General features: G+C 34.7%; 1 protein-coding gene and 1 pseudogene. Both read right to left on the reverse strand.

Features of this window, described 5'->3' with window-relative positions:
• A pseudogene (locus tag OC683_RS02515) lies at positions 1–1030 on the reverse strand (reverse transcriptase domain-containing protein); the annotation flags it as partial.
• 594 nt (positions 1031–1624) lie between these two features.
• Positions 1625–1948 (reverse strand): O-methyltransferase, encoded by a 324-nt coding sequence (locus tag OC683_RS02285; RefSeq protein WP_304514924.1) that lies wholly within the window; start codon positions 1946–1948, stop codon positions 1625–1627.
• Positions 1949–2481 lie beyond the last annotated feature (533 nt).

Below are 2481 nucleotides of genomic sequence, written 5' to 3' on the forward strand. Positions count from 1 at the left end.
TTCCGAACTTTGGCAATCAATGTTTTTCGTTTTTTTGCCAGTGTTTTCAAACAGCTATCTTCAGCTAGATAATTTAGATGGGTTAAAACACCGAGATTGTTAGCTAAGAAAAGTATTTCAGACAATTTTTGATTTGTCCTCACTGATCGTAAGTTTAGTCGTTGTGTTACTTGATTATTAATCCTTTTAGCTTGGTCATACTCGCATTTGACGCCAATGATAAAATTATCAGCATAGCAGATGTACTCAATTCTTGTCTTTGGGTTTAGGTTAATAGTACTGTCATTCTCCAGTTGATGGTGCTGGTTTTTTGCGCCATGCTTTTTTATATTCTGGGTTATCTTTCTTAATTGGCTTTCCTTCTTTAATCATTTCCTCAATTTTCAGGTCGATGTAATGTAGATATACATTCGCCAGCAAAGGAGAAATTATTCCTCCTTGAGGAGAACCCGATAAAGATTCGTATTTGATCCCATCCTTCATGAATCCGGATTTTAACCATTTGTTAATGGTTGCGAAGATTTTATTCTTTCTGATGAACTGATTTAAGGTTCGCATAAGAATATCATGATTGATCTTATCAAAGTAACCTTTTAAGTCGATTTTGACAAGGTAATTAATTCCTTTAAATCTTTGTTTAACGCGTTTGATCGAGTCATGACCAGATATTTTGGTTCTAAATCCCAAGCTCCATGCTGAAAAGATATTTTCAAAATAAGGAGTTAAGAGTTGTTCAAGGCATTTTTGTATTAGCCGATCCTTGATGGTCGGTAAACCCAGAGTTCTGGTTCTTTTATTATCACTGGGAATGAGAATTCTTTTAACTGGTTTGGGATGATAACCATTATTGACGTATTCCTGATGGTATCTTGCTAGTTTTCCTAGGTTAATCCCATCGATGGTTTCGTTGTCAATGCCTGGTGTGCCCGCCCTTTTGTTTGTGGCGATTCTTCAACATGTTATAAAAGTTATTCATTCCCCCACTGTAATTCTCTTTTAAAGAGTAACCATTTGAGGAACAATCTTCTATGTTCGTGAAAGTTTAGTTGCTGGTGAAACCGTTATCAACTTGCCATTGAATAAATAATAAATTACTATCTTCTTTCGCCCTATAAGAGTCATTAACTCTCTTCTGGGTAAGACGATTAACTAAATTATTCCAAATTTAGGTTTATCCTTACGACTACTAAGAAGATGCTTTATCCTTGACCGTCCAGGCTTTTATTTCCGGATTAGTAAATTTAATTACTTAGTTTTAGGATTCTCCAAGTTACGCTAAATTTCGACCTTAATTCTTTAGGTGAAGTACCCCCCTCTTTTGAGAGGCTGATTCCAGGTTTCTTTTGTTTGATAAACTACTCCGTACTCTTAATATATACTAGTAGACTCTGGACTGTCCGTTTAAGCAACTTCCGAGGCAGGTTTAGAATTACATCAATTTTCCTTCTTAGGCCATCTCAGGCTTCTCCCTAGAATTATTTGGTAGCGGAGTCATCTTGATTAATTTGCTTTCGTCGCAATCCGCTTTTATGGTCTGCTGTAATCTGACATTCTTTCGTTTGTTAGACCGACCATCTCCTTGCAGGGTTTATCAGCCCTGGCTATTGGTTAGATAGCACGAAATTTAGGCCTCTTTGGCGCCCTTAAGAATTCTACAAACATTTTTAGAATTATTTTTTTGCATGAACAAATTATGAAAATTTAAATTATCACAAATAATAAAACCATTATTTTTGATAAATTTTTGGTATTTTTCGAATAACTTACAATATTGTGATTTAGCGCCATCAATAAAAATTAAATCATAATTTTTTTTAGGTTGATATATTAAAGCTTCTGTCCAAATTACTTTAACTTTAAAAGGTGTGTTAAAAAATATTTTTTTAGCCAATTGATAATAATTATATTTTCGTTCTAATGTTTCAATTTGATTATTCGGATTACACATGGTTAATGATACGGATAGATTAATTACGTTTTATGCAGCGATTTATATTTGCTGTTTTATTTACAATCAGCCCCCGTCCAAACCGGACAAGCAAGTTTCCAAGCATCCGGCTTTCCCTAATTTACTCTCTTGCGAGAACTAATTTCTCCTTGCGGTTAATTAGCTATTTATTCTTATCGTTCTTGTTCTTTATGATATCATGTATTTGTTGATTGGTTATTTTGCGATGGCAATCTTTACATAATACCTTGGTACTTTTATTCATAATACTTTGGTGATTCGCATTGCGAACTGTCCCAATGTGATGAATTTGAAGTTGGGTTGTTTTGTCGCAGTTCTCACAACGTTCCGCTTTTAGGCGGTCAGTTAGATGGGTACGACTCTGGAATAAAAATCTATTGATGGTGTAGTATCAGGGTTTCCCTTGTAGTTACGCATTTTTTTAATTTTATCCCAAGAGTAGACCACCCATGGTTCGTATTGGGTTTTCCCTTTATTAAGATAAGGAATGGCCCAAGTTGAACCTATATTAA

Origin of the sequence: Candidatus Phytoplasma crotalariae (genome assembly GCF_030586865.1) — a bacterium.
GTDB classification, from domain to species: Bacteria; Bacillota_I; Bacilli_A; order Acholeplasmatales; family Acholeplasmataceae; genus Phytoplasma; species Phytoplasma citri.